The following is a 24,956-nucleotide window of genomic DNA, read 5'->3' as shown; positions in this document are numbered from 1 at the left end:
CAACGGCGGGCAGCGCTGCACCGGGAGGCAGACCAGCATGACTCGTTACGCGGCGCCGGGCACAGAAGGCGCGATCGTCTCCTACCAGGCGCGCTACGACCACTTCATCGGCGGGGAGTACGTGCCGCCGGTGCGCGGGCAGTACTTCGAGAATCCGTCGCCGGTCAACGGGCAGCCGTTCACCGAGATCGCGCGCGGCACGGCGGAGGACGTCGAGCGGGCGCTGGACGCGGCGCACGAGGCCGCGCCCGCGTGGGGTCGTACGCCGGCGGCGGAGCGCAGCGACATCCTGCTGAAGATCGCCGACCGCATGGCGGCCCATCTGGAGCCGTTGGCGGTGGCCGAGAGCTGGGAGAACGGCAAGCCGGTCCGGGAGACGCTGGCGGCCGACATCCCGCTGGCGATCGACCACTTCCGGTACTTCGCGGGGGCGATCCGGGCGCAGGAGGGGTCGCTCGCCGAGATCGACGACGACACGGTGGCGTACCACTTCCATGAGCCGCTCGGGGTCGTCGCGCAGATCATCCCGTGGAACTTCCCGATCCTGATGGCGGCGTGGAAGCTGGCGCCGGCCCTCGCCGCGGGCAACGCGGTCGTCCTCAAGCCCGCCGAACAGACCCCGGCCTCCATCCACTACTGGGTCGGCCTGATCGCGGACCTGCTGCCGCCGGGCGTGCTGAACATCGTCAACGGCTTCGGTGTGGAGGCGGGCAAGCCGCTGGCGTCGAGCCCGCGGGTGGCGAAGGTGGCGTTCACCGGGGAGACCACGACCGGGCGGCTGATCATGCAGTACGCCTCGGAGAACATCAAGCCCGTCACCCTGGAGCTCGGCGGCAAGTCGCCGAACATCTTCTTCGACGACGTGTGGGCGCACGACGACGAGTTCCGGGACAAGGCGCTCGAGGGCTTCACCATGTTCGCGCTCAACCAGGGCGAGGTCTGCACCTGCCCGTCCCGGGCACTGATCCAGCGCGGTCACTACGCGGACTTCCTCCAGGCGGCGGTCGAACGCACCCGGCAGATCAAGCCAGGGCACCCGCTCGACACCGACACGATGATCGGCGCCCAGGCCTCCAACGACCAGTTGGAGAAGATCCTCTCCTACCTGGACATCGGCCGGCAGGAGGGCGCGAAGGTGCTCACGGGCGGTGAGCGCGTGGAGTACGACGGCGAGTTGAAGGGCGGTTACTACGTCCAGCCGACGATCTTCGAGGGCGACAACCGGATGCGGATCTTCCAGGAGGAGATCTTCGGCCCGGTCGTCTCGGTGGCCTCCTTCGACGACTTCGACGACGCCATCAAGATCGCCAACGACACGCTGTACGGCCTCGGCGCGGGAGTCTGGACCCGGGACGCCAACACGGCCTACCGCGCGGGCCGCGCGATCCAGGCGGGCCGCGTGTGGACCAACTGCTACCACGCCTACCCGGCGCACGCGGCGTTCGGCGGCTACAAGCAGTCCGGGATCGGCCGCGAGACGCACAAGATGATGCTGGAGCACTACCAGCAGACCAAGAATCTCCTGGTGTCGTACTCGCCGAAGAAGCTGGGCTTCTTCTAGAGGTCCGAGAAGAGGCGCCTGACCTGGGATTTTGCCGGTCAGGCGCCTTCCGTTCGCCCCACTCGCTCGCCACCGGCGGCGCAGGCGTTCTTCGCGATGCCATCTCACCGTCTTCCTCCGAATACGACGCCCCCCGCACCCCGGCAACTCGGCGGGCATCTGTCATAGACTTGCTATGCAACGAGTTGCATAGCAGGATCGGCGTCATGGCGCTCGAACACGCGATCCTGGTGTCGCTCTTGGAGAAGCCGGGATCCGGCTATGAGCTGGCCCGGCGTTTCGAGCGGTCCATCGGCTACTTCTGGACCGCGACCCACCAGCAGATCTATCGCGTGCTCAAGCGCATGGAGAACGACGGCTGGGTCGACGCCCGGGACATCCCGCAGCAAGGCCGGCCGGACAAGAAGGAGTACTCCGTCGCCGATCTCGGCCGGGCGGCGCTGTCCTCGTGGTTGCACGATCCGATCGAGCCGGAGAGCGTCCGCCACGACCTGGCAGTGAAGATCCGGGGTGCCGCCTTCGACGACCCGGCCGCCCTGATCCGCGAGGTGGAGCGGCACCAGCAGGCGCACCGGGACCGGCTTGCGCACTATCTCGTGGGCGAGGAGCGGGACTTCACGGGGCCCGAGGCAAGGGCGGTCGCTCCCAAAGCGCCGCTCGACGCGGAGCGAGAGCTCCAGCACGTCGTACTGCGCGGCGGCATCGCGTACGAGCGGATGATGATCGACTGGCTGGACGACGTGCTGGCCACGCTGGCCCGGTTCGGCCCGGACAGCTGATCGCCGCCACGCCCGTCGGCTGGTCCTCCCCTCCGGCTCCTCCAGCCGCCAGACCTCCCGATTCCCATCCGTCCACCAGCCGAAAGGGGTCCTCACCATGGCTGACCAACTGCTCTTCAATCCGCGCACCTACGACCCCGCGCACTTCGACCCCGAGACGCGCCGCTTGCTGCGCGCCACCGTCGACTGGTTCGAGGAGCGCGGGAAGCGTCGGCTGATCGAGGACTACCGGACCCGCGCGTGGCTCGGTGACTTCCTCGCCTTCGCCGCGAAGGAGAACCTGTTCGCCACCTTCCTGACGCCGTCGTCCGCCGCAGGGGAGGAGGAGCCGGACAAGCGGTGGGACACCGCCCGTATCGCCGCGCTCAACGAGATCCTCGGCTTCTACGGCCTGGACTACTGGTACGCCTGGCAGGTCACCATCCTCGGCCTCGGCCCGGTCTGGCAGAGCGACAACGCCGCCGCCCGCGCCCGCGCCGCGGAACTCCTCACCCAGGGAGAGGTGTTCGCGTTCGGCCTGTCCGAGAAGGCCCACGGCGCCGACATCTACTCCACCGACATGCTGCTCGAACCCGACGGCAACGGCGGCTTCCGCGCCACCGGCTCCAAGTACTACATCGGCAACGGCAACGCCGCCGGACTCGTCTCCGTCTTCGGCCGCCGTACCGACGTCGAGGGCCCCGACGGCTACGTGTTCTTCGCCGCCGACAGCCGTCATCCGGCCTACCACCTGGTCAAGAACGTCGTCGACTCGTCGAAGTTCGTCAGCGAGTTCCGTCTGGAGGACTACCCCGTAACGGCCGAGGACGTCCTGCACACCGGCCGCGCCGCCTTCGACGCCGCCCTCAACACGGTCAACGTCGGCAAGTTCAACCTGTGCACCGCCTCGATCGGCATCTGCGAACACGCGATGTACGAGGCCGTCACCCACGCCCACAACCGCATCCTCTACGGCCGCCCCGTCACCGCCTTCCCGCACGTGCGACGCGAGCTGACCGACGCGTACGTCAGGCTCGTCGGCATGAAGCTGTTCAGCGACCGCGCTGTCGACTACTTCCGCTCCGCCGGCCCCGACGACCGCCGCTACCTGCTCTTCAACCCGATGACGAAGATGAAGGTGACCACGGAGGGTGAGAAGGTCATCGACCTGATGTGGGACGTCATCGCCGCCAAGGGCTTCGAGAAGGACAACTACTTCGGCCAGGCCGCCGTGGAGATCCGCGGCCTGCCGAAGCTGGAGGGCACGGTCCACGTCAACCTGGCGCTGATCCTGAAGTTCATGCGCAGTCACCTCCTCGACCCGGTCGAGTACCCCGGCGTGCCGACCCGCCTCGACGCGGCCGACGACAACTTCCTGTTCCGGCAGGGGCCGGCCCGCGGCCTCGGCTCGGTGCGCTTCCACGACTGGCGCCCGGCCTTCGAGACGTACGCGCATCTACCCAACGTCGCTCGCCTCCGCGAACAGGCCGACGCGCTCTGCGAGTTCGTCACCACGGCCTCCCCCGACGCGGAGCAGAGCCGCGACCTCGACCTCGTCCTCGCGGTCGGTCAGCTCTTCGCGCTCGTGGTGCACGGGCAGCTCGTCCTGGAGCAGGCCGCCCTGACCGGACTCGACGAGGACGTGCTCGACGAACTCTTCGCCGTCCTCGTGCGGGACTTCTCCGGGCACGCCGTCGAACTGCACGGCAAGGACTCCGCGACCGAGCAGCAGCAGGAGTGGGCGCTGGGGTCGGTCCGGCGGCCGGTCGTCGACGAGGCGCGCACGGAGCGAGTCTGGCTGCGGGTCGAGGCGCTGTCCGGCGCGTACGAGATGGCCCCGTAGGCGCGCCGTACGCATCACCGGTGGCTGAGCCGCGTGGACCCGGCCACCCGCCGGTCAGGGATCGGCTCCGCGTACGGGACCAGGTAGCGGCGAGGTCACGCGCCGACGCACAGATAGCCGACCCGCCATAGGGGCGCTCTCCTCCTGTCGGCAGGAATCCGCAGGTGGAGAGGTCCCACTCCGACGGCTACGACCGCCGCGATGAGCGCGTATCGCGCACCGGCCGAGCCCCACCCCAGGCGGGTTCTTGGTGGGCTCGGTGACAAGGCGGGCGAGTAGGTCCACCCACGTCGAGCTCGAAGTCATCGAGGTGCGTCGGGTGTTCGGGGTGCCCGACTACTTCCTGCGGGTCTCCGTCGCTGACGGATGCCGGTCGCCTCCCCATCGGCTGAGGCGCGGCGACGGGCTCTGGGTCGCGGACCGGCCGGTGGACGATGCCGGCCCTGGGATGCTGGTGGGTGCCGCACCAGCCCTCAACGGGTGACGGTCGGTTTGACGGCGCTACAGCCCGAACAGGTCCGCCGCCTTGTCGTGGCATACGGCCCGTAGCCAGTCCTGCCCGAGTCCCAGCCGTTCCAGGGCGTGGAGCTGGTGCAGGTAGGGGTAGGGGATGTTGGGGAAGTCGGAGCCGAGCAGGATGCGGTCGCCGAGTGCGGCGAGCCGGGGCAGGGCCCGGTTCGGGAACGGCATGAATCCTTCGGTGAAGTCGGTGAAGGCCATCGTCGTGTCCAGCCGTACCTGGTCGTACCGTTCGGCGAGGTCGAGGAACTCCTCGTACTCGGGCATGCCCATGTGCGCGACGATCAGCCGGAGTTTCGGGTGGCGTGCCAGCACGCGCGCGATGGGCTCGGAGCCGGTGTGCTTGCCGGGCGCGGGCCCGGAGCCGCAGTGCATCACCACGGGGATCCGGGCCTCGGCGAGCAGCCCCCATGTCTGCTGGAGGAGTTCATCGGCCGGGTCGTACGCTCCCACCTGTACATGCGCCTTGAACACCCGTGCCCCTGCTTCGACGGCCTCGCGGACGTACGCCTCGGGTCCGGCTCGGGGTAGAGAGTCGCGGTGTGCAGGCAGTCGGGGGTGTGGCGGGCGAAGTCGGCCGCCCATCCGTTCAGCCACCGGGCCATGCCGGGCTTGTGGGGGTAGAGCATCGTGGTGAAGGCCCGCACCCCGAACTCCCGGAGCAGGGCCGTGCGTTCCGCCTCCGGCTTCCGGTAGGTGATCGGCCACTTCAGCCCGCCGATCAGCGGCCCGTCGGTGCTGAAGTAGTCCCAGACTTTGTGCAGGACACGCTCGGGCATGAAGTGGGTGTGGACGTCGATCAGCCCGGGAAGTCCGAGCCCGCCCCAGAAGCGGCGGACCTCACCGGCCTCCTCGCCCAACGCCACGCGGGTGGAACCCACCTGGTACCGCCTCTCTCGAACGACCTGCACCTGTCACAACGCCGGGACACTCTGAACGCTCATCGTGCCTTGGCCCCCGAGCACCTGAAAGGGACGTCCGGCCGGCAGTGCCAAGCGGGCGAGCACCGCCCCGGCTCCCACGGCCTTCCTCGTTGCCCTCAGGGGCAACACGGCATACGCCCGGTCAGGGCCGTGCACCGCAATCAGGGTGCGGAACCGATCGCCGATCGATGCGAGGAGGAATGGCAGAGGACCTGCAGAGGAATCGCATCGGAGGCACGTGAGAGCCTGGGTGCGATCGGATCGGGCCTGTGAGACGAGGTGTCGATGGGGGAAGCCACTCGTGACGACGTGGCCGACGGGCTGGCGATGTTCTGCGCGGAACTGCCCGACCTGCGGGAGTTGGCGGCCGAAGCAGGTTGCTTGGACGACTTGGCCGAGATCATCGCCGCCGCCCGGGTGAACCGCGACCTGCCGGGTGTTCTGATGCGACTGCGCGAACTGCTGCACCGCCTCGGTGTGGCGGGCGGGCCTGCGTCCTGGACGGGGGCCCGCGGCATCGGCGGCCTCCCGGACCTCGGCGGAGGGCATCCGGTCGAGGAGGCGTACGTGTGCCCACTTGAGCGGTGTTCGCGTGTCGAACTGCCGGGTGGTGTCACGGTCTGTGGACTGTCGGGGCAGTCACTGCACCTCGTCAGGCTCTGACCGTGGCGTCGTTCCTGACCGAACTCGGCAAGCGGTTCGCCGAGAAGTGGTTTGCCCTGCTGGTGTTGCCGGGCCTGGTGTTCGTTGTGGTGGCGAGCGGCGCGGTGGTGCTCGGCCAGCGGCGCTGGGCTGATGTCGGACGGATTCCGGCCGATGTGCACAGAATCCATGCTGCGGCCGGACAGCATGACGCCACCACCGTCGTCCTCCTCTCCTGTGTTGTGCTCTCGGGCTCGGTGGCGGCGGGCTTGCTTGCCCGGGGGCTTGGTCACGCGGTGGCGCGGTTATGGCTCGGAGAATGGTGGCCGGCTCCGCTGGCCCGGCGGCTGATCGCACGTCGCCGGCGTCGGTGGAGCAACGCTCAGCGCCGCTACGAGGACGCACTGCGCGCCAGGGCCCGGCAGCGGGACGATCCGGAGGTCGAAACCGCCCAGCTGAATGCCGCTCGAAACCGGATCTCGCTCGCGCGGCCTGTCCGGCCGACACGGATCGGTGACCGGATCGCCGCCGTGGACCGCCGCGTGTTCGAGAATTACGACCTGGACCTGTCCTCGGCGTGGCCTCGGCTGTGGCTGATTGTCCCGCAGACCACCCGCGACGAACTGGGCTCGGCACGGGAGGGATTCGACTCGGCGGCCGGCCTCGCCGGATGGTCGGTTCTGTATCTCGTACTTGCGTGCTGGTGGTGGCCTGCGGCTCTCATCGCCCTCGTCGGCGGAACGGCCGCCCTGATCCGCGGCCGAGCCGGCATCGACGCCTTCGCCCAACTCGTCGAGTCCGCAGTGGATGTTCACGGCCGGGATCTCGCGGAGGCTCTGGGGATTCCGTGCCCTGGCCAACTGGAGCCTGCCGTGGGCCTGCAGATCACCCGGGCCCTGCGTAAGCGCACGTGATCCGAGAGGAGGCACCGTGAGTTTCCCGAATCGGCCGCCAGGAGGTGGGGAAGACTTCCGGCGCGGCAACGAGATGTTCCTGCGCTACGAACGGACTCGCCGTCCTGCCGACCTCGACCGGGCCGTGGACGCCTACTTTCGAGCGGTCGGCAGTGATTCGACACGAACCGCGTGGTGGCGCAACCTGGCGGTCGCGCTGTTACGCCGGTTCACTTCGACTGGCTCCGTCGATGCTTGTGACCAGGCCATTGCCGCGCTCGGCTCGGCGATGGACACGACCGGCGCCGATCCCCTGGTGTCGCCCGACTTGTGGCAGATGCTCGGGCTGGCCTGGAACGCCAGATTCGAAGAGACCGCCGACCTGTCGAGCCTGGACGAATCGATCAAGGCATACCGCAATTCCTTGAACCCGGGCGCGCCGGACCCGACCACCCTCCAGTACCTGAGCAGCGCTGTATGGCACCGCTTCGAGCGCACGGGTCAGCATTCCGCGCTCGAAGCCGCTGTCACGATGTATCACGAAGCCATCGCCGCATTCCCCGAAGGCCACCCGGAATTCGCCGCCTTGCTGGAGAACGCGGGTATCGCGCTGCGGACCCGCTTCGAGCACACGAGCAGGCCGGAGGACCTGACCGAGGCGATCTCCTTGGCTCGGCGCTCCGCCGCCGTTACCGCACCGGACGATCCACGGCTGTTCGCGCGCCTGGTCAACCTCGCGGGGGCGCTGATGTACCGATTCGAGCTGCTCCCCGAAATGGCGCTACTGAACGAGGCCATCGCCTCGTTCCAGAGCGCCGCGGAGTCATTGCCGGACGGGCATGCCGAACGTGCGGGTGTTCTCAGCAATCTGGCAGGTGCCCTGCTGACGAGGGCCTGGAGGCTGGACGATGCCGGCGATCTGGACCTGGCCATCGGCCTGTTCCGGGAGGCGACGAGCCTGCCCGACGGCGGATGCCACCTGGTGAATCTCGCATCGGCCTTGACGATGCGGTACAAGCGCACCCGCGAACACCGTGACCTGAACGAGGCGATCACCGTCGGCCGGCGGGCCGTGGCGGACGACGGAAGCGGCCCGCAACTGGACGTCCTGGCCTCAGCACTGCTTCTGCGGGCTGCCCAGGACGGAGCGTCCGACGCCCTGGATGAGGCCACCGACCTGCTGCGACGCTGCCTGGCCCGCACGCCGGAGGGCAGTCCACTCCGTGCGCACAGCTTGCTTTCTCTCGGGCGCGCGTGGGAGAAGCGGTCTCCTGTGTCCGCCGAAGCTCTCGACTCGTACCGTCAAGCGGCGTCGATTCCCCACGCGCCGGTCCACCTGCGGATCGAAGCGGCGCTGAGCCGGAGCCGCATCGGTGGCGCGGTTCAGGACTGGACCGAGGCAGCCGCCGGCGCCGAGCTCGCCGTCGAGTTGCTCCCTCATGTGGCGCGCCAGGACCTCACCCGCATCGACCAGGAATACGGGCTCGGCCGGTGGGGAGGCATCGCGGCGCATGCGGCGGCCTGCGCCCTGCAGCTCGGCGACGCACGGCGTGCGCTGCGACTCCTCGAACAGGGCCGCGGCATCCTGCTGTCCCGGGTACTGGGCGACGAGGACACGGAGTCGGCCGAGGCCACCCCGCTCGATGGCACCGTCGTGCTGATCAACACGACGCATCTGCGCAGCGACGCCCTGATCCTCACGCCCGAAGGCGTGTCCAGCGTGGCACTGCCCGATTTCACTGACATCGCCACGCACCTGGCACGGTTCGTCGGTGCCGTCGAAGCAGGGGGAGGCAGGCACGGGCTCCGTGAGCGGCAACGCGCCCAGCAGGTGATCCATGCGGAGTTGGCCTGGCTCTGGGACACCGTGACAGGGCCCGTGCTCGAACACCTGGGCCTGACCGGCCGGCCCGAGGACGGCGGGGAGTGGCCGCGGATCTGGTGGGCACGGGCAAGCCTGCTGGCGGACCTGCCACTGCACGCGGCTGGTCACCACGACGAACGCGACGCACCCCACCCGCGGACCGTTATGGACCGGGTCGTCTCGTCGTACACCCCGACCGTGCGCATGCTGCGGCGGCTCAGGGCCGCGTCAACCGGCCCGGTGAACGACCCGAGACTGCTGGTGGTGGCCGTGCCCGAGGCAGCCGGCGCACCCACACTGCCCGGCGTGCTCCAGGAGGCGGCCTCGCTCGCGGAACTGACCTCCGCCGACCTGCTCGTCGGAGGTCGGGCGACCCATGCCGCTGTCGAAGCCGCGCTGGAGACGCACGCGTTCGTGCACTTCGCCTGCCATGGCGTCAGCGACCCGGACGAACCATCGTCCAGCCGACTGCTGTTGCACGACCGCCCTCTCACCGTGCTGGACCTGTCCAAGCTGAACCTCACCGGCGCCAAACTCGCCTACCTCTCCGCCTGTGAAACCTCTCGGGTTGCCCTGGAACTGGCGGACGAGGCGATCCACATCACCACGGCGTTTCAGCTCGCGGGCTATCCGCAGGTAATCGGCACGCTGTGGCGGATCGAGGACACCCTGGCCCGCGAGGTCGCCGAATCCGTCTACCGAGCGTTGCACGCCGCCGGCTTCGACCCGAGCCGTACGGCCTTCGCCCTGCACACGGAAGTACGTGCCCTCCGCGACCGGTATGTACGGACCCCGACCCTGTGGGCCGCCCATATCCACGCCGGCGCCTGAGAACTCCCCACGAAATGATCGGCTGTCTACAGCGAGACCTTCCGTTCGTCGGCCTTGAGACCGCGAAGGGTCCAAAGTCCATAAAGAGCCAGCAGCGGTTTGACGACCGTCCACTCGCCAGGGCGGTAGTCGTCCGCGCGAACCAGCCTCTCGGCAAGATCAGGGCGCTGCCGCCGCAAGTAGGCACGAGCCTTGAGCGCGTGAGCCGGTTGGGAGGCGATCTTGATGCGGTCGACGTCCTCGATCAGTGGGATCACGTTCGTGATGTTCTCCCATGTCGTGCTGCTTCGGTCTTCGAGGAGCACTGTGCCGTCGAACTCAAGCACCGACTTCGCATAGGCAGCCATCAACTGGGCCTCCGCGGCGCCACCGCTTGTCGCACCACCGCTGAAGACCACGCGAGTCCCCTGCGCACGGTCGGCGGAGACGGAGCGAATCCCGGCACGGACTCGCCAGCGGTTGATGAGGTTCGCCGTAGCTTGGGGGTTCCGGTACCCCAACACCACCACGGCCTCGGATGCGCCCTCGCTGTTCCCCACGAGAACCCGAGACCAGCGCCAGTTCAACCACTCGCCCCAGGCCAGGGCCGCAACCCCAGCCATCGCCAGTCCTGTCCTTCGCCGCATGGGGCGACTCTAGGGCACCTCGATATCGGGCCGCGAAGGAGCCGCGCTGCAAACGACGTATTCTGTCAGGACTTCTTGGCGGGAATGGCTTCGTCCAGGAATAGGAAGAGGGCGCCTGACCGAGGCAGATGCCCGGCAGGCGCCCTTTTCAGACTCGCCTGGGCCGCGAGCCCGAATTCAGCCTTTCTTTCGGTTCAAGCCCGGTCAGGGACCGGCTCATACGGTGATCGTGGCCTCGGTGAGTTCCTCGGCCGTGATGCGTCGGACCGGTCCGCCGGAGAAGGCGAAGTCGTACGACAGCACCTGGAGCGCTTGCCGCACCACCTCGATCATGGACGGGTGATCAGCGCAAGTGCCCCAGACGACGTCGAGCGGATACGTCATGACGCCCCCGGGAATGTCCGTGCCCGGCTTGGCGTAGGTGCGGTACCCGACGACTCCCGGTATCCGGCGGACCTCGGCGGCCCCATGGATGCGCTCCAGCCGGCATGTCCGAGTCGGAGCCATGGTGTTGAACTGGAAGTGCACCTGCCCGCCGAAGTCGAGCGGCCCTGTGCCGGGCTGCTCGCCCAGCGCCAGCAGCCCCCCGATACGTACCAGGTCGATCCCCAACGCACTCCGCGTCGTGAGATTCATGTGGCCGGTCAGCCGGCCGTTGATCTCGATGATGCGGGGGCCGGACGCCGTCAGCTTCAGTTCGGTGTGGGTGAGGCCGTACGTCACACCGAGGGCCTGGAGCGCACGGGTGGTGAGGTCCAGGATCGCTCGCTCCTCGTCCGCGGACACGTTCGCGGGCCAGAACCTGCCGGGCTCCCGGAACGGCTTCATGAGCGGGAACTTGCCCGTGACGGCCAGGTGGACGACGCCCTGCTCGGTGCACACGCTCTCCACCGACACGTAGTCGCCGTAGGGCAGACTCGGCCTGCCCTCCAGCAGCTCCTCGACGGTGAACTCGGTGGAGCCGGTCTCGTTCTCCCCGGAGAAGAGCAGCGCCAGCACCTCCGCCGCCTCGGCGTCCGTCGTCACGGCATAGGTGTCACGGCTGCCGCCGCCCTGGACGGGCTTGATGATCGCGGGCAGGGACACCGCCGACAGCGCGGCCGGCCACTCCTGCGGCGAGCGCAGCGGATGGGAGCGGACCTCGTCGACGCCTCGGTCGCGCAGGATCCGGCGCTGGCGCACCTTGTCCGTCAGGGCGCGGGCCACGTCCGGGGAGTGCGAGGGAAGTCCCAGCGCCTGCGCCAGCTCGGCCGTCTTGCGGATCATCCGCTCGCTGTAGGTGAGGACCGCGTCCGGGGCCACCTTCCGTACGAGGTCGATGTCCTCCTGGGGCGAGCCGGTCAGCGCGACGACGTCACCCAGGTTCTCCATGACCGGGCGCAGCAGGCGGTTGTGCGGGGTGTCGGGCACGAGGAAGACCACGCGGCCCAGGTCTCCCAGCCCCACCCCGATCTCTCCCGCGGACGCCGCGCCGTCGTCGTACACGACGGCCAGGGTCCGTCCCCCGCGGCTCATGCCACCGCCCGCGAGGCGGCGTCGGCCAGAGCGGACTCGAAGTGCCGTACGTACTGTTCGACGCCGTCTGCCTCCAGCAGCGCGGGGTCGTAGGCGACGACGACGCGGCTGCCCGCCTCGGTGCCGTCGACTTCGAAGTCGACACGGAAGGGGAAGCTGGGCTTCCCCCGTACCCACCAGGAACGGGTCTCCACGCCGACCGTGTCCGGAAGTTCCTGGTAGACGTGGAAGTCCATGAAGTTGAACACGGTGTCGAACGGAGCCCGCTCCAGCCGGCTCTCGATCTGGGCCAGCGGGAAGCCGCGGTAGGGACCCGCCTCGCGCTCCAGGTCGAACGCATGTCGTGCCAGGTCGGCCCAGGACTCGTCGAGGGACGCGAAGCGCAGCGGGACCGTGTTGAGGTACAGCCCGACCATCAGGTCCGACCCCGCGTTCTCCGGCCGGGTGTTGACGACCACGCCGGTCACCAGGTCCTCCTGGCGCCCGGTCCACGCCGACAGCGCTCGGACATGGGCTGCGAGAGCGACGGACTTGAGCGAGGTACGGGCCGTACGGGCCGCGCTGCGCAGACCGCTCAACACCTCCTCGCCGAGCGGGAATTCGGCCTTCGCCACGGCGTTGGCCGCCCCGCTGAACTGACCCCGTTCGAAGAGGAGCGGCGGGACGTCTGCCCGCTGGTGCCAGAAGTCGGCGGCTTCCGTCGAGGCGAGCAACGCGCGCTCGGCCACGATGAAGTCGCTTTCTCCGGTGGCCGGCAGCTCGGGCAAGCGGGCCTCCTCACCCTTGACGCCGGCGGCGTACAGCTCCAGAAGGTCGACGATCAGCCGGCCGTAGCTCCAGCCGTCGACGACGGCGTGGTGGGTGGCGATCGCCACGTGGAAGGATTCCGGCTGAGCCACCACATGGCAGCGGAACAGCGGGGCGTGGCTCCAGTCCAGGGGCAGCTGCAGGCCGTGCTCGCGCCATGCGCCGACCAGTTCGCGGGCCTTGGCCGGATCGGACTCCGGCAACCGCTCGATGGACAGCGGCAGTTCGATGTGCCTCCACTGCAGCTGAACGGCCTCGGAGAAGGTGCCCAGGTCGAAGGAGGTGCGCAACGCCGCGTGGCGGTCGCACAGCCGGCCGAGGGCCGAGCGGAAGACGGCCTCGTCGAACGGGGCGAGAGTTTCCCAGCCGATCACCGAGTGGTACAGGTCGGGGTCGCCGCTGGTCTCACAGAGGTAGATGATGCCGACCTGCAGGGCGGAGGCGGGCAGGGCCGTCTCCACGTCCGCGGGCACGAGGGCCAGATCGCCCGCGGCGAGGAGGCCGTCGTCACTCGCCGGGCCGGCAGAGGGCTGCGCGGTGACAGACGGCGGCTCGCCCTGCGCCGAGGACAGATACGCGGCCAGTTCGCGCACCGTGGGGTAGTAGAGCAGGTCTTTCAAGGTCATGGCGATGCCGTGCTGTTGCGCGGACGCCACGACCCGCAGCGCGATGAGCGAATCGCCGCCGAGCGCGTAGAAGTCGTCGTCGGGGCCGACGTCCTGCCCGGACAGGTGCTCGCTGAGGATGGCCGTCAGGGTTGCGGGCAGGTCGGTCGTCGCAGCTGCCGCCGGGATGCCGGCGTCGGTGTGCTGCATGGAGCTGGTCCTCTCGTTCATGCGCTCAGTGCCGTTTCCGTGTGACCGCCGAGTGGCGTTTGCGGGCGGCGCGGTGTGACGCGTACGGCGAGACTGGTGAGGCCGGCGACGAAGTTCGACGCGAGGTGACGCGGTTCGCCGGCCAGGGTCATGTCCTCGGTGGTACGCAGAAGTTCCTCGAAGAAGATGCGCAGGGTGAGGCGTGCCACCGTGGCGCCGAGGCAGTAATGGGCCCCGTATCCGAAGGCGATGTGCCGGTTTGCCTCCCGTGCCACATCGAAGCGATACGGGTCCGGGAAGACGCCCGCGTCGCGGTTGGCGGAGCCGACCCAGACGGCCACCGCGTCGCCGCGGGGCACGACGCCTCCGCTGAGCTCGACGTCCTCGACCGCGTGGCGCAGGAAGCTGCTCGCCGGTGAGGTCCAGCGCAGCCCCTCCTCGACGAGCGACGGGACGAGGGCGGGGTTCTCCCGGACGGCCCGGAACTGCTCGGGCCGTTCCAGCAGGGCGAGCACCGTGCCGGCCACCGTGTGCGGGGTGGTCGCGTTCGCCCCGAGCAGCAGGCTGTAGCAGTTGACGACGACTTCTTCGAGGGTGAGTTCCCCGTCGCGCATCGTCATCAGCACACCGATGGCGTCGTCGCCCTCGGCTCCCTTGCGGGCGGCGTACTGCTCGGAGAAGTACTTGAAGAGCTCGTGGTGGGCAATGGCGAGGGTGGCGTGCGCGTTGCGGATCATGAAGACCGGGTCGTCCGGGGCGGCGGCCATGCCCGTCGACCGCACCAGGTCCGCCCAGTGCGCCTCCGGCAGGTCCATCAGCGTCCCGGCCACGGCCATGGGCAGCATGGTGGCCCGCTGGGCGAGATCCCACTCACCGCCGTCGAGCGACGGTGCGAGCAGGGCCCGTACCGCTTCCCGGATACGATCCTCGCTCTTCGCCAGCCCACGGCCGGTGAACAGCTTGTTCAGAGGCCGACGGAGTTCGCTGTGGCGCGGAGGGTCGGTGGCGACCAGCATCTTGCCCGCGGCGGCCTCGCCCTGGCCGAGCTGGTTCAGCAGACTGCCGCGCTCGGAGGTGAACTCCTGGTGGTTGCCCAGTACCCGGCACGCGTCGTCGTAGCGGGTCACCGACCAGAAGAAGCGGCCGTCCGGCAGTTCCTGGCGATGGAGCGGGGCGTGCTCGCGCATGAACGCCCAGACCGTGTGCGGGTCCTGCTCGGCGTGGAAGGCCGCATCGAAGAGGTTCACCTTCGACAGGTCGACGGCCGCCATGCCCGCGGCGGTGACTTCGGGGATCCTCACGGCGTGACACCCGCCTTCTCGACGGACCGGGCCAGACCCGCGGGAGAGGGGTCGAGGTAGAAGTCGATCGGCGAGATCTCGACCCCGAACTCCTGGTGCAGTTCGGCGATGATGGTCACGGCCATCAGTGAGTGACCGCCCAGCTCGAAGAAGTCGTCGTCCGCGCCGATCCCGTCGAACCCGAGATGGTCCGACCACATGCCGACGACGGCGGTCTCCAGGCGCCCTTCGGGGGCCCGGTACTCGGCGTTGACCTCCGGCCGTTCAGCCGTGTCCCTGCGCTCCAGCGCCGCCCGGTCCACCTTGCCGTTCGCGGTGAGCGGCAGTTCGTCGACCGCCCGCACCAGGGCGGGCACGGCGTAGCTGGGCAGAATGTCGGTGAGCCGCCTGCGCATCTCCAGAGCGGACGGCTTGGCGCCCTTGGCGCCCACGACGTAGGCGATCAGACGCCGGTCGCCCGAACCCCGGCGCTGGGCCACCACCTCGGCCCGGCTCACACCAGGGAGGGCGGTCAGCGCGGCCGCCACCTCACCGGTCTCGATGCGGAAGCCGCGGATCTTCACCTGGCCGTCGCCGCGGCCGATGAACTCCAGGCTCCCGTCGGTCTGCCGGCGCACCAGGTCACCCGTGCGGTACATGCGCTCGCCGGGGGTCTCGGCGTAGGGATTGGCGACGAAGCGCTCCGCGGTGGTGCCTGGTCTGTTGAGGTAGCCGTGGGCCAGGCCCGCTCCGGTGGCGTAGAGCTCGCCCGGTTCTCCGTCCGGGACCGGTCGGAGACGGTCGTCGAGCACCAGCACGCCGGTGCCCGGGATGGGTCGGCCGATCGGCACGGTGGTCCCGTCCACCGGCTCCCGCAGGGTGTGGGTCGTGGTGAAGGTGGTGTTCTCCGTCGGCCCGTAGCCGTTGGTCACCGCCGTGTGCGGGAGCGCGGCCATCGCACGGTTCACGTGCGCGACCGACAGGGCGTCACCGCCCGCGAGCAGATGACGCAGGTGGGGCAGGTCCGTCAGTCCCGCGTCCACGGCCCGGTGGAAGAGCCCGGCGGTGAGCCACATGACGCTGACCCGCTCTTCGCGTACGAAGCGGAGCAGTTCGCCCAGGGAGAGGTCGCCGGGCGGGGCGACGGCGAGGGTGGCGCCGTTGAGCAGCGCGCCCCAGATCTCCAGCGTGGAGGCGTCGAACGCGACGGGAGCGAAGTGCAGGAAGGTGTCGGTGCTCTGCATGCTGATGAAGTCGGTGTCGACGACGAGCCGCAGCACGGCGCGGTGGGGCACGCACACGCCCTTGGGCGTACCGGTCGACCCCGAGGTGTACGCGACATATGCGGTGCGGTCGGAGCCGGAGTGGGAGCCCGAGTGCGGGGCCGACCGGGCCGACGACCGGTCATGGGCCGCGTCCTGTTCCTCGCCGGCCACGATGACGGTGTAGCCGCCGCCGTCCAGGCCGGTCGCGGAGGCCGCGTCCGCGAGTACGACCCGCACGGACGCGTCCCGCAGGACGAGGTCGCGGCGCGCCGTGGGCTGCTTGGAGTCCAGCCCGAGGTAGACGGCGCCCGCCTTGAGGACGGCGAGCAGCATGACGATGCTCCGGGCGGAGCGCTCGCAGCACAGTGCCACGACGTCGCCGGGGCGTACCCCGCTGCCGGCCAGCAGTCGGGCCAGCCGCTCGGCCTGCGCGTCGAGTTCGGCGTACGTCAGCCGGCCATCGGTGCCGTGCACGGCGACGCGGTCGGGGTGTGCGGCGGCCCGGCGGGCGAAGAGGGCATCGATCGTGTCGGTCATGACGGATTTCCTTCGTGGTCCGGGGCCGTCGGTGCGGGCGGCGGATCCTCGGGGAGGGCCAGCGAGTGCAGCGTCCGCAGCAGCTCGGGAGGCGCCGACAAGAACGCGTAGTGGGCACCGGGAAGTCCGGTGAACCTGACGCGCTCGGAGTACGCGCTCCAGCCGTGCATCTGGGACGGCTCGATCTCCGGGTCCTCGTTCCAGTGCAGCACGGTGATGCCCGACGGAACGGTCACCGGCGTCGGCCGGTGATAGGCGCGGTTGGCGTCGAGATCCTGGTGCAGCACGCTCAGGGTCAGCTCGATCAGCATCGGATGCGGTGTACCGCCCCGGGCGACCACGAGCTGCCCCAGTTCCTCGGACAGTTCCGCGTCCGTCATGTGGAGGAACCGGTCGTTGGGGCAGTCATGGGGCGCGACCTGGGCCGATACGACGACCTCGGCCGGTGTCGGCAGACCCTTGTCGGCCAGGCGCAGAGCCGTCTCGAACGCGGGCAGCGACCCGGCGCAGTGTCCGAAGAACACCGACGGCCGGTCGAGGTAAGGAGCCAGGTCCTCGGCCAGAACGGCGGCCAGCTCCTCGTAGGTCCCGAAGTGCTCGTCACGGATGCGGTTCTCCCGCGCGGGCAGCTGAACGGGGCAGACCTCCGCGTCCCCGATCATCCGGGGCCACTGGTTGAACATCGAGGCGCCGACGCCCGAGTACGGGAAGCAGAAGATGCGGGCCGCCGCCTCCTGCGAGGGGCGTCGCAGCAGCGACCGGGGGAACTTGACGGGGGCGGGAGCGGTCATGCCGTCACCTCCGAGGTCTCGGTACCGGCGGTCTGCGCGGAGTCCGTCCTGTCGGTCACACCGCGCACGGAACGGAGCAGCAGAACCGCCGGACCGGCCAGCATGATCAGTACTGCGGCGCCGCAGAGGGCCGTGTCGACCCCCACCAGGTCCGCCACGGGACCTGCGCCCGCCATGCCGAGCGGAACCAGTGCGAAGGATCCGAGTGACTCGTAGGACATGACGCGCGACAGGGCCTCCGGCGGCACGTGCTTCTGCAGTGCCGTGTCCAGGAGCACCTCGTAGACGTCGATGCACACACCGGCGAGGAACGTGGCCGCGGCGATGGCCGCGAGCGGCGCCTCCACCGCCATCAGCAGGACCGAGAGGGGGAATCCCATGGTCAGCAGCGCTGCTGCCTGCGCGGGGTGGCGCGGCCTGACCTTCATGGAAGCCACGCTGCCGACGACGAAGCCCGCCGCCTGCGCGACCAGCACCGTGCTCCACGCGGACGCTCCGCCGAGGGCCCGGTCGGCCACCACCGGACCGAGGACGTAGAAGCTGCCGGCCAGCAGCACGTTCACGAAGGCGAGTTGGGAGACCATCACCCACACCCACTGCTGCGCCGTGAACTCCCGCCAGCCCTCGCGGATCTGCCGGGCCAGCGAGGGGCCGCCCTTGGCGGGTGCCACCGGATCGGTGATCCGCACGGTGAGCAGCAGCAGCGCCGACAACAGGAAGGTCCCGGCCGGCACGAGCATGGTCCTGTCCGCGCCGATGGCGGAGACCAGCACACCGCCCAGGGCGGCGCCGAGGATGCTGCCGCCGCGCATGGACAGCTTCAGCAGGGCGTTGGCGGACTGCAGCGCGTCGCCGGACACCAGCTGGGGCATGGCCGAGCGGGACGCGGGCTCGAAGATGGCCGCTGCCGCACCGCTCAGCGCGGCGAACCCGGCGAGCATCCACGGTGTCGCATGCCCCGTGATGACCAGACAGGCCGCGAGCCCCTGGGAGAGTCCCGCGCCGAGGTCGGCGGAGACCATGACGCGCAGTTTGGGCCACCGGTCCGCGAACGCGCCGCCCAGCAGGACGAACGTGACCTGGCTGAGCAGCCTCGCGGCCAGCACCACACCGAGCATCGAGGGAGATCCGCCGGGCAGGTGCAGCACCGTGAAGGCGAGGGCGATCGGTGCGACGGCGTTGCCGAGAAGTGACACGGAACGGGCGCTGAAGAGCGCCAGTACCGCGCGATCCCTGAGGATCGCGAAATCGCCCATCATGCGCCGCTGTTCCCTTCACCGGCGGGCGACGCGGCCAGGGCCGTCGCGGTCGGCCGCAGGTCGGTCCAGTGGGCCTCCACATAGGCCAGGCAGGCCTCCCGGGTGTCGGCCGGGTGCACCACGGTCCATCCGGCCGGCACCTCGGCGAACACGGGCCAGAGCGAGTGGCATCCCTGACCGTTGAGCAGTACCTGGAAGCGGCCTTCCCGGTCGTCGAAAGGATTGGTCATCGTGCGTCCCCCTGCGTACGGCTGCGGTCGGCAGCGTGAAGGTCGGCCAGAGCTGCGGCCAGGATCGGCCCCATCTGCGCCAGTGACTCGGGCTGGTTCATCGCGGTGTGGGTGGAATCGACGGCGTGCCAGCGCACGGCGCCGCTGACGTACTGCTCCCAGACGTCGGGCATCGGCGCGCCCTCGATACGGCCCTCGGTGGCCAGGAAGAACAGCAGATCGCCGTCGTACCGGCCGGGCACATGGTCCTTGACGATGTGCCGGTTGTGGGACATGGCGGTGAGCAGTGCCACCAGCTGGTCCTCGGTGAGACTCGCCAGGGCACCGGTGTCCTGTTTCAGGACCTCCAGCACATCGGCGACCTCCTTGGACCCCGCTTGCGGCACCACTCCGGGCCGGGAGGGGTCCAACAGCGCGGCGACCATGTTCTGTTCGTCGACGCGGTAGTGGTCCGGCACGCCCGGATAGCAGTCCAGCATGGCCAGCAGGCCGATCTCCGCGCCGTCCGCCTGGAGCCGGGTCGCCATGTCGAAGGCGACGATGCCGCCGAAGGACCAGCCGAGCAGGTGGTACGGGCCCTCCGGCTGGATGCGCCGGATCTCGGCGACGTAGGCCGCCGCCATCTCCTCGACGGTGGCCGGCATGTCGTCCGGGTGCAGGAGTCCCCGGGCCTGGATGCCGTAGAACGGCATGCCCGGCGGGACGTACTTCATGAAGCTCGCGTAGCTCCAGGCCAGACCCCCACCGGGATGGATGCAGAACAGCGGCGGCAGGTCCCCTCCGGTGCGCAGGGGCAGTACGACCTCCAGCGCATCCGCTCCGCTGTCCACGCCCGCCCGCTCGGCGAGACCGGCCACGGTGGGGGCCTCGAAGAAGCTGCGCATGGAGAGTTCGAGCCCCAGCACGGTCCGCACCCTGGAAATGAGCCGGGCGGCGAGCAGGGAATGACCGCCGAGCTGGAAGAAGTCGTCGTCGATGCCCACGTGCGGTACGCCCAGCACCTCGGCGAAGAGGCCGCACATCACTTCCTCGCGCGGGTTGCGGGGGGTCCGTGAGCCGGCGGTGCCGGCGAGGGACGGACGGGGCAGCAGGGCGCGGTTCAGCTTTCCGTTGCCGCGCAGCGGCAGCGTCTCCATCTCCACATACGCGGCCGGGACCATGTAGTCCGGCAGCCGGCCGCTCAGGTGGTCCCTGAGCTGACCGGGGCTGGGCACGGGGCCGTCACCGGCGGGTACGACGTAGGCCGCGAGGCGCGGGTCGCCCGGCTGGTCCTCGCGCACGATCACCGCCGCGCGCGACACCGCCGGATGCTCGGCGAGCACCTCCTCGATCTCGCCGAGTTCGATCCGGAAGCCGCGGAGCTTGACCTGCCCGTCGGCACGGCCGACGAAATCGAGCGAACCGTCCGGGAGCCGGCGCGCCAGGTCGCCGCTGCGGTACATGCGCTCACCCGGTGCGCCGAAGGGGTCGGCCACGAAGTGGGCGGAGGTGAGCCCGGCGCGCCCCAGGTACCCGCGGCCGACGCCGACACCCGCGAGGTAGACCTCGCCGGTGACCCCCGGCGGGACCGGACCGAGATGCTCGTCGAGCACGTAGACCCGGGTGCCCGACAGGGGCCGTCCCACGGGTATACGGGTCCGCAGGTCCTCCGGGCGTACCGTGTGGACGCACGACATCATCGTGTTCTCCGTGGGGCCGTACTGGTTCAGGACCTCGCAGCCCCAGTTCTCCAGCAGCGCCCGTGCCTCGGGAGCGCGCAGGGCCTCGCCGCCGGTGGCCACCAGCCGCAGGCAGGAGAAGACGGCCGGATCCGCCCCCTCGGCCAGCACCGCCTCAAGGAGCGAGGGCACGATGAACAGGATGACCGAGGGCCGTACGGTGCGGATTTCGTCGATGACGGTCCGCGGGTCACGCGCGCCTTCCGGTGGCAGCAGGGCGACGGCGGCGCCGGCGGACAGCGGGGCGAACAGCTCACGCACCGAGGGGTCGAACCCCAGCGCGGTGATCTGCAGGCTGGTGTCCTCGGGCGTGACCCGGAACCGGTCGACGACGTCGTACAGCCTGCTCACCACGCCACGGTGCTCGATCATCACGCTCTTGGGCGTGCCGGTGGAGCCGGAGGTGTAGATGATGTAGGCGAGGTCGGACGCACTGGCCACGGACGCGGGCCGGTCCTTCGCCGCCGTGCGCAGCCGCTCGTCACCGTCCACGAGCAGCACATGTGCCGTCGCCGGCAGGTCGAGGTCGCCGGCCAGGCCCGTCTCCGTCAGCAGGACCGAGGCACCGCTGTCGGCGAACATGAAGGCACGACGCTCCGCGGGGTGTTCGGGGTCGAGCGGCACATAGGCGGCTCGCGCCTTCCAGATGCCGAGGATCGCCGCGACCGCCTCCGGGCCGCGGGACATGCTGAGGGCGACCCGGCTCTCGGCGCCGACGCCCAGCTCGCTCAGCCGGTGGGCGAACTGGTTGGCCCGCTCGTCGAGTTCACGGTAGGTCCAGCGGGTGTTCCGCTGGATCAGGGCCACGGCGTCGGGGGTCAGGCCGGCCTGCCGCTCGACCATGGCCGCCGCGGTGTCGGGCAGTACGGCCGGGACCGGTGCCGTGTCGTTCCACTCCGAGAGCAGCCGCCGCTCCGCACCGGAGAGGATGTCGACCTGGCTGAGCCGGCTGCCGGGCGTCGCGCACACGGCTCGCAACAGCCTGTCCAGCCGGCCGGCGATCGCCTCGGCCGTCGTACGGTCGAAGAGGGCGGAGCTGAACTCCAGGCCGCCACCGATGCCGAGCAGGTTCCCGTCGTGGTCGCGACGCTCGTTGAACTTGAACGACAGATCGAACTTGGCCGTGCCACCGGACACGGGACAGGCGTCCACCGAGAGCCCCGGCAGACCGAAGTCGTCGGGCATGTCGTTCTGTGAGGCGATCATGACCTGGAACAGCGGGTGACGCGACGCGGAACGCGTCGGGTTGAGGGCCTCCACCAGCCGCTCGAACGGCAGGTCCTCGTTGTCGAAGGCGGCCAGGCTCAGGGTGCGTACGCGCTGCAGCAGCTCGACGAAGCTCGGGTCACCGGAGGTGTCCGCGCGCAGCACCAGGCTGTTGACGAAGAAGCCGACCAGGTTGCTCAGGACGTCATCGGTCCGGCCGGCGACGGCGATGCCGATCGGCAGGTCCGTGCCGGCTCCCAGGCGGGTGAGCAGTCCGGCCACGGCGGCCTGCAGCACCATGTTGACGGTGGTGCCCGTCGTCCGTGCCAGCTGCGCGATCGCCCGGTGCAGATCCGGGTCCAGGTCGATGCCGACCAGGTCGCCCGAGAAGTCCGCGGCAGTGGGCCGGGGCCGGTCGAAGGGGAGGTCGAGTTCCTCAGTTGAGCCCTGCAACGCCTCGGTCCAGAAGGTGAGTTGACGGGACAGGCGGGTGTCCGGTGTCTCCTCGTCGCCGAGGAGTTCCTGCTGCCATCCGGCGTAGTCGGCGTACTGCACGGGCAGCGGCGCCCAGTCCGGCGCCCGGCGGCTGAGCCGCGCCGTGTAGGCATCCGCCAGGTCACGTACGAGAGGTTCGAGCGACCAGCCGTCGCCCGCGATGTGGTGCAGGACGAGGAGCAGGACGCTCTTCTCCTCCCCCAGCACGAACAGGTGCGCGCGCAGCGGAAGATCGACGGCCAGGTCGAACGCCGCTCGTGCCGTGGCCGTCACCTGGGCGTCGAGGTGGTCCTGGGTGGTGTGCGAGACGGCCAGCGGCGAGCCGACCCCGTCGGGCGGAAGAATGTGCTGGTACGGCGTGCCGTCCTGCTCCGGGTAGACGGTCCGCAGCACCTCGTGCCGCAGGACGACATCGCGCAGGGCCGCACCGAGGGCGTCCGTGTCCACACGGCCCGTCAGATGCAGGGCATGCGGAATGTGGTACGCGGGCGAGCCGACATGGACCTGCTGCAGGAACCAGAGCCGCTGCTGGGCGTACGACAGTGGGATCCGGCCGTCGCGAGGGCGCGGGCGTGGGCGCAGCGCTGGGCGACTGGAGTCCGTGGCGCCCGTGGCCGCGAGCGCCGCTGGGGTGCGGGCCTCGAAGAGATCCTTGACCGCGACTTCGAGGCCGACCGCCGCGCGGATGCGGTTCACCAGGCGGATCGCCATCAGTGAGTGGCCGCCCAGGGCGAAGAAGTCGTCGTCGGGGTTGACCGAGGGGCGGTTGAGCACCTGTGCGAACAGCTCGCAGAGCAGTTCTTCGCGCAGCGACCGCGGGGACGCCCCGTCAGCCGGCCCGCTTCCGCCGACGTTCCGGTGCTCGGGCAGCGCCTGGTCCGGTTCCGGCAGGGCCGCCCGGTCCAGTTTGCCGTTGACCGTCATCGGCAGCGCGTTCAGCGTCACGAACGCCACGGGCACCATGTAGGCGGGCAGGAGTTCGGACAGCCGGCCGCGCAGCGTGGGCTCGTCCGGCGCCGCCCCGTCGGCCGGGACCACGTAGCCCACGAGTTCGCGTTCGCCGTCCACGTTCTTGACGGCCACCGTCGCCTGTCCGACAGCCGGCAGTGAGGTCAGGGCGGTCTCGATGTCACCGAGTTCGATCCGGAAGCCCCGGAGCTTGACCTGCTCGTCGCGCCGTCCGCGGTACTCCAGTTCGCCGTCCGGCAGGCGCCGTGCCAGGTCGCCCGAGCGGTAGCCGCGCACGGTGCGGCCGTCCGTGTCGCTGACATCGACGAAGCGCTCCGCGGTCAGCTCCGGCCGAGCGAGGTAGCCCAGGGCCACGCCGGGGCCGGTGACCACGATCTCCCCGGTCTCCCCGTCGGGTACGGGCCCGAGGTCTTCGCCCAGGAGAAGGATGTCGAGATCGGGAAGCGGAACGCCGATGAGGCTGCCTTCCCGGCCGAGATCCTCCCGCGTGACCCTCCGGTGCGTGGCGTGCACCGTGATTTCGGTGATGCCGTACATGTTGACGAGTTCCGGGGCGGAATCTCCGTACTTCTCGAACCAGGGGGCCAGGTCGGAGAAATTGAGTGCCTCTCCGCCGAAAACCACGTATCGGAGCGGAAGCCTGTCCTCGTTCCGGGACTCCTCGGCCATCAGCTGAGCGAAAGCCGTGGGCGTCTGGCTGAGCATCGTCACCCGCTCGTCACGCAGCAGCGCGCGGAATCTCTGCGGATCCTTTGCCGCGTCGCCCGGAACGATCACCACGGTTCCACCGTGAAGCAGCGCCCCCCATATCTCCCACACGGAGAAGTCGAATGCGAACGAGTGGAACATGGACCAGACGTCGTCCGGCCCGAAGCCGAACAGCGGGTCGGTGACGGCGAACAGCCGCACAACGTTTTCGTGCGTGACCTGAACGCCCTTGGGGCGCCCCGTGGTTCCGGAAGTGAAGATGATGTACGCGCGGTCGGACGGAGCGACCACGGGCGGCAGGAAGGGCTTGTCGACGCGGTTCGGGTCGTCGTTGCGGCCCTTGTCCAGGGACAGGACCGCATGCCCAGCCGGCACTGTGCGCACCAGGGCGTCCGAGGTCAGGACGAGCGCGGGCGCCGCGTCCTCGAGTATCACCTCGAGCCTCGCGGCCGGGGACTCCGGGTCCAGCGGGACGTAGCAGGAACCGGTCTTGAGGACCGCGATCGCCGCGATCACCATCTCCGGGGACCGTTCCAGCAGGATGGCGATCGGCCGGCCCGGGAGGGAAGTCCGTTCCTGGATGTCCGCCGCCAGCACATCGGATCGGAGGTCGAGATCCTCATAGGTGAGGACCTGTTCTCCGAATTTTATGGCGACGCGTTGAGGAAAATTCTTGACAGACGACGCAAAGGCTTCGAGGAGCGTAGCGAATGCAGAGTTGACGACAGAATTGTCCGGCATTATTTACATTTCCCCCGTAACTGAACCCTGAATGATGCCGTCGCGGTTCGAACGATTTCCCGCGTCGGGTAGTTCGACGTATGTGCACCCTCCTGAGCGGTGATCAAACTAGCCAGCGCGACTCACCCGAACAAGACGGTGTGATCCAGATCACTAAGCG

Annotated in this window: 15 protein-coding genes and 1 pseudogene; 6 read left to right on the top strand and 10 right to left on the bottom strand. The window is 69.6% G+C overall.

Annotated features, from left to right (window positions below):
• The first annotated feature begins 37 nt into the window (after positions 1-37).
• From adh to AB5L52_RS37745, 3 genes are all read left to right on the top strand, one after another.
• Positions 38-1,561, top strand: a complete 1,524-nt coding sequence (gene adh / locus AB5L52_RS37755) for an aldehyde dehydrogenase (protein ID WP_369367891.1) — start codon at positions 38-40, stop codon at positions 1,559-1,561.
• A gap of 206 nt (positions 1,562-1,767) precedes the next feature.
• On the top strand, positions 1,768-2,340 hold the full coding sequence (locus AB5L52_RS37750) for a PadR family transcriptional regulator (RefSeq protein ID WP_369367890.1): 573 nt from the start codon (positions 1,768-1,770) through the stop codon (positions 2,338-2,340).
• 97 nt (positions 2,341-2,437) lie between these two features.
• Positions 2,438-4,162, top strand: coding sequence for an acyl-CoA dehydrogenase family protein (locus AB5L52_RS37745; RefSeq protein WP_369367889.1), 1,725 nt, complete (start codon positions 2,438-2,440; stop codon positions 4,160-4,162).
• A 501-nt stretch (positions 4,163-4,663) separates the two neighbouring features.
• On the opposite strand, the pseudogene AB5L52_RS37740 reads toward AB5L52_RS37745, so the two are convergent.
• Positions 4,664-5,562 (bottom strand): annotated as a pseudogene (locus tag AB5L52_RS37740) (amidohydrolase family protein).
• Positions 5,563-5,889: 327 nt separating this feature from the next.
• On the opposite strand from AB5L52_RS37740, the gene AB5L52_RS37735 reads away from it, so the two are divergent.
• Genes AB5L52_RS37735 through AB5L52_RS37725 form a run of 3 tightly spaced genes read left to right on the top strand, consistent with a single transcriptional unit; the run spans position 5,890 to position 9,834 of the window.
• Entirely contained in the window at positions 5,890-6,267 is a 378-nt protein-coding gene (locus tag AB5L52_RS37735; protein ID WP_351020011.1) for a hypothetical protein, read from the top strand.
• 2 nt (positions 6,268-6,269) lie between these two features.
• The gene (locus AB5L52_RS37730) at positions 6,270-7,160 is read left to right on the top strand and encodes a hypothetical protein (protein ID WP_369367888.1); all 891 of its coding nucleotides are present in this window, start codon (positions 6,270-6,272) and stop codon (positions 7,158-7,160) included.
• Between the two features lie 16 nt (positions 7,161-7,176).
• Positions 7,177-9,834 carry a CHAT domain-containing protein gene (locus AB5L52_RS37725; protein WP_369367887.1) on the top strand — a complete coding sequence of 886 codons (2,658 nt, stop codon included), beginning with the start codon at positions 7,177-7,179 and terminating at the stop codon, positions 9,832-9,834.
• 26 nt (positions 9,835-9,860) lie between these two features.
• Here the strand turns inward: AB5L52_RS37725 and AB5L52_RS37720 are convergent, their stop codons facing one another.
• The 9 genes from AB5L52_RS37720 to AB5L52_RS37680 form a co-directional block, all read right to left on the bottom strand.
• Positions 9,861-10,460 (bottom strand): YdcF family protein, encoded by a 600-nt coding sequence (locus AB5L52_RS37720; RefSeq protein ID WP_351020003.1) that lies wholly within the window; start codon positions 10,458-10,460, stop codon positions 9,861-9,863.
• A 216-nt stretch (positions 10,461-10,676) separates the two neighbouring features.
• The gene (locus tag AB5L52_RS37715; RefSeq protein ID WP_369367886.1) at positions 10,677-11,975 is read right to left on the bottom strand and encodes an ATP-grasp domain-containing protein; all 1,299 of its coding nucleotides are present in this window, start codon (positions 11,973-11,975) and stop codon (positions 10,677-10,679) included.
• Positions 11,972-13,597: a condensation domain-containing protein gene (locus AB5L52_RS37710; protein ID WP_369367885.1), complete on the bottom strand. Its 1,626-nt coding sequence runs from the start codon at positions 13,595-13,597 to the stop codon at positions 11,972-11,974. Before AB5L52_RS37710 ends, AB5L52_RS37715 begins: the two co-directional genes overlap by 4 nt.
• Before the next feature lie 17 nt (positions 13,598-13,614).
• Positions 13,615-14,898, bottom strand: a complete 1,284-nt coding sequence (locus AB5L52_RS37705; RefSeq protein ID WP_351019997.1) for a cytochrome P450 — start codon at positions 14,896-14,898, stop codon at positions 13,615-13,617.
• A complete protein-coding gene (locus AB5L52_RS37700; RefSeq protein ID WP_369367884.1) occupies positions 14,895-16,679 on the bottom strand; it encodes an amino acid adenylation domain-containing protein in 1,785 nt (594 codons plus the stop codon). The genes AB5L52_RS37705 and AB5L52_RS37700 overlap by 4 nt, the downstream gene beginning before the upstream one ends.
• The gene (locus AB5L52_RS37695; protein WP_351019993.1) at positions 16,676-17,470 is read right to left on the bottom strand and encodes a thioesterase domain-containing protein; all 795 of its coding nucleotides are present in this window, start codon (positions 17,468-17,470) and stop codon (positions 16,676-16,678) included. Before AB5L52_RS37695 ends, AB5L52_RS37700 begins: the two co-directional genes overlap by 4 nt.
• On the bottom strand, positions 17,467-18,729 hold the full coding sequence (locus AB5L52_RS37690; protein ID WP_369367883.1) for an MFS transporter: 1,263 nt from the start codon (positions 18,727-18,729) through the stop codon (positions 17,467-17,469). The genes AB5L52_RS37695 and AB5L52_RS37690 overlap by 4 nt, the downstream gene beginning before the upstream one ends.
• Positions 18,726-18,959 (bottom strand): MbtH family protein, encoded by a 234-nt coding sequence (locus AB5L52_RS37685; RefSeq protein WP_351019989.1) that lies wholly within the window; start codon positions 18,957-18,959, stop codon positions 18,726-18,728. Before AB5L52_RS37685 ends, AB5L52_RS37690 begins: the two co-directional genes overlap by 4 nt.
• Complete coding sequence (locus tag AB5L52_RS37680; RefSeq protein WP_369367882.1) at positions 18,956-24,796, bottom strand: amino acid adenylation domain-containing protein; 5,841 nt, start codon at positions 24,794-24,796, stop codon at positions 18,956-18,958. Before AB5L52_RS37680 ends, AB5L52_RS37685 begins: the two co-directional genes overlap by 4 nt.
• Positions 24,797-24,956: the final 160 nt, after the last annotated feature.

Source organism: Streptomyces sp. CG4, from assembly GCF_041080655.1.
GTDB lineage: Bacteria > Actinomycetota > Actinomycetes > Streptomycetales > Streptomycetaceae > Streptomyces.
This window is presented reverse-complemented; position numbering and strand designations above follow the sequence as displayed.

Bases quoted from the DNA above. Each gene is read 5' to 3' on its own strand.
- adh (WP_369367891.1), top strand. From the start codon at position 38: ATGACTCGTTACGCGGCGCCGGGCACAGAAGGCGCGATCGTCTCCTAC.
- AB5L52_RS37750 (WP_369367890.1), top strand. From the start codon at position 1,768: ATGGCGCTCGAACACGCGATCCTGGTGTCGCTCTTGGAGAAGCCGGGA.
- AB5L52_RS37745 (WP_369367889.1), top strand. From the start codon at position 2,438: ATGGCTGACCAACTGCTCTTCAATCCGCGCACCTACGACCCCGCGCAC.
- AB5L52_RS37735 (WP_351020011.1), top strand. From the start codon at position 5,890: ATGGGGGAAGCCACTCGTGACGACGTGGCCGACGGGCTGGCGATGTTC.
- AB5L52_RS37720 (WP_351020003.1), bottom strand. From the start codon at position 10,460: ATGCGGCGAAGGACAGGACTGGCGATGGCTGGGGTTGCGGCCCTGGCC.
- AB5L52_RS37715 (WP_369367886.1), bottom strand. From the start codon at position 11,975: ATGAGCCGCGGGGGACGGACCCTGGCCGTCGTGTACGACGACGGCGCG.
- AB5L52_RS37710 (WP_369367885.1), bottom strand. From the start codon at position 13,597: ATGCAGCACACCGACGCCGGCATCCCGGCGGCAGCTGCGACGACCGAC.
- AB5L52_RS37700 (WP_369367884.1), bottom strand. From the start codon at position 16,679: ATGACCGACACGATCGATGCCCTCTTCGCCCGCCGGGCCGCCGCACAC.
- AB5L52_RS37695 (WP_351019993.1), bottom strand. From the start codon at position 17,470: ATGACCGCTCCCGCCCCCGTCAAGTTCCCCCGGTCGCTGCTGCGACGC.
- AB5L52_RS37690 (WP_369367883.1), bottom strand. From the start codon at position 18,729: ATGATGGGCGATTTCGCGATCCTCAGGGATCGCGCGGTACTGGCGCTC.
- AB5L52_RS37685 (WP_351019989.1), bottom strand. From the start codon at position 18,959: ATGACCAATCCTTTCGACGACCGGGAAGGCCGCTTCCAGGTACTGCTC.
- AB5L52_RS37680 (WP_369367882.1), bottom strand. From the start codon at position 24,796: ATGCCGGACAATTCTGTCGTCAACTCTGCATTCGCTACGCTCCTCGAA.